The 2,489-nt window shown below is 68.8% G+C and carries 1 protein-coding gene; it reads left to right on the top strand.

Going from position 1 to position 2,489, the window contains the following annotated elements:
- Positions 1 to 141 precede the first annotated feature (141 nt).
- On the top strand, positions 142 to 2,489 hold a 2,348-nt coding region (locus FGX59_RS36490; protein ID WP_138473433.1), incomplete at its 3' end, for a WD40 repeat domain-containing protein.

Below are 2,489 nucleotides of genomic sequence, written 5' to 3'. Positions count from 1 at the left end.
GGACCCCGTCGGACCAGGGTCCTGCCGAGGAGAGCCTTGACAGAAACGGCGCCGCTTCTTCTCATGACGCAGCGGCTGCATGCCGCTCCCACCAAGATTTTCGGCATTTGATTTATTGAACGCGGGAACGAGGATACTCCCATGCTGCATTTCCACCAGGCCGCCGCTCTCCGGAAGGCCCTGCTCGCGGCGCTGCCAGCTGTCCTGTTTGCGGGTGCCGCCCTGCCCGAGGCGACACAGCTCACGGAAGATGCCTCGCGCCATCACGCCGAACGTGCACTCGATCTTCTGCTCGACGAGGGCGACCGGCCCGGAGCGGTCGCAGAAGCCCTGCGCGGTCTTCCGCAGCCCCCGGAGGAGGCCGATCTGGGCAAATGGCCGGACGCCTGGTCCGCCCTGCACCGCGCAATGGCCGCGCGCCCCGTGACGGCCCCCTTGCGGAACGAAACGCATTTCTTCGGGACGCTCAGCCCCGATGGAACGCGCGCGCTCGTCAGCTGGGGCGTTGACGGCTCGATCGACAGCGACCTGCGCGTGGGCGCGATGCTTGTCGATCCGCTCGGCGGCACGGTGATCGGGACGCCCATTCTGGCCGACGCGCCGCTGGGAGAGGGCTACTACTCCGCCGCGCCTGTCGGCTTCTCGGCCGATGGCAGGCTCGGGGCCGTCTCGCTGATGAACGGACAGACCGTCGTTCTCGACGGGCTGACGGGCGCCGAGCGGCTGCGGGTTCCGGGGAATGCGCTTCTTCCCCAGTTCTCTCCCGATGGCCGGTATCTGCTGACATATGCGATGGGGGGCGGAGCGGTATGGGAGCTGGCCAGCGGAAACCGGGTGCTCGCCCTGACGGACGATCTCGGGCACAGCTTCGACTGGACCCATGACGGCCGGATACTTGCCACGCGGGTCGCGGGCAGCGGCACGGCAGAGGTCCTGATCTACGCGCTCGACGGAACGGCGCGAACCATCGTGCCCCGCATTGACGGCCAGCTCGCGGGCATGCCGGTGCCCTCGCCGACAGAGCCGGTCTTCCTCATCGGCACGTTCGGCGCCGAAATGCGGACGCGCATCCACGATTATGACGGCCGGCTGCTCGCGGAGCTTCCCGTGGATTTCGGCGCCGCGCGCTTCGTCCGCGACGGGACGGCCATTGCGGTCTCGGACGGCCAGGACGTGCAGAGGATGTCCGATGCACAGGTCGCGGTGTACTCGCTGACGGGCGAGAGCCTTGCCGTATCGCCATCGGACCACACGCCCTTCGACCATCTCGTATACTCGCCCGAGGGCGAGATCGTCGGGTCGCTGGCAGGGCGCTTCCAGACGACCTATCACGGTGACGGCTTGCCGGAGGGGGCTGCGCTCTACGACGCCGCCGTTGCGCTGGTCGGCCGTGGGGCGGTAGAGGCGCCGGAGGTTGTCGAGACCCCGGCGGCCGACGCTGCCTCGACCGGCTTCGCGCGCGAGGCCGAGCGGCTCCTGCTGACGGGGGACCGGACAGGCGCCATGGTCGCGGCGCTGAAGGGACTGCCCGAGGCCCCGGACGATGCCGATTTCGACCGTTTCGAGGCCGCGCATCTGCTCCTCTATCGCAGCGTGGCCGCACGTGTCCTGCGGCTTCCGGCCGAACCGTCCATGCCCGCGATCGTCGGTCCGACCGGGCGCGTGATGGCGGTCAGCGGCGAGCGGCCGCGGCTCTACGCGATGCCCCGGGGCACGCCCGTCGCCGAGTTGCTCCGTGCGGACGGGACCGCTGTCACCTCGACGACCTTCGCGCATTTCACCCCGGATGGCGCACTCTTCGCGCTGGCCGAAAGCGATGGCGTCACCGTGCATTTCTTCGACGCTGCAACCGGCGCGGCGGTGCATCGGGTGACGGTTCCGGTTCCGGACTGGCAAGGCTACCTCGACGGCTATTCGACCATCATCGATCCGGTCGGGTTCTCGGCGGACGGGCAGCGCCTTCTGCTCCGGACGGCCGGGGGACGGCACTACGTCATTTCCCTCGGCATCTGGTCTGTCGCGCAACTGCCCCTGCCCGACCGGAGAAGCTTCATGGTGTCCTGGCTCCCGGGGGGCCAGTTCCTCGTCGCCGAGAGGCTGCGGGAGGAAGCGGGCCCGGCCGCGCAGGTGTTCATCCATGACGGCGCCGCGATGACGCCGATCTTTTCGCTGCCGCGCGATCCGGCGGGGCTGCGGGACGAGCCCTACGGCCTCGTGGCATCGCGCTGGGGCAATTCGATCATCACGGCCGATGGCGGCCGGACCGTCGTCTTCGACGGAGAGGGCAAGCGGCGGGTCGCCTTCTCCTCCAATGACGGAGACGGGATCGTCGCGTATGTCAGGGACGGCACGGCCATCGCCTATCGCGACGCATCCGGGACGATCGAGGCCAGCCTCAAGGTTCTCTCGCTCGAAACCGGCGAACAGGTCTCTGCCGAGTTCCGGGACTATCCCGTCTTCGATCAGGAGGTTTTCGATCGCGACGGAGG

It is taken from the genome of Poseidonocella sp. HB161398 (assembly GCF_005870025.1).
In the GTDB taxonomy this organism is placed as follows: Bacteria; Pseudomonadota; Alphaproteobacteria; order Rhodobacterales; family Rhodobacteraceae; genus Mangrovicoccus.
Note: the sequence above shows the minus strand (reverse complement) of the source record. Positions and strands in the feature narration are given on the sequence as shown.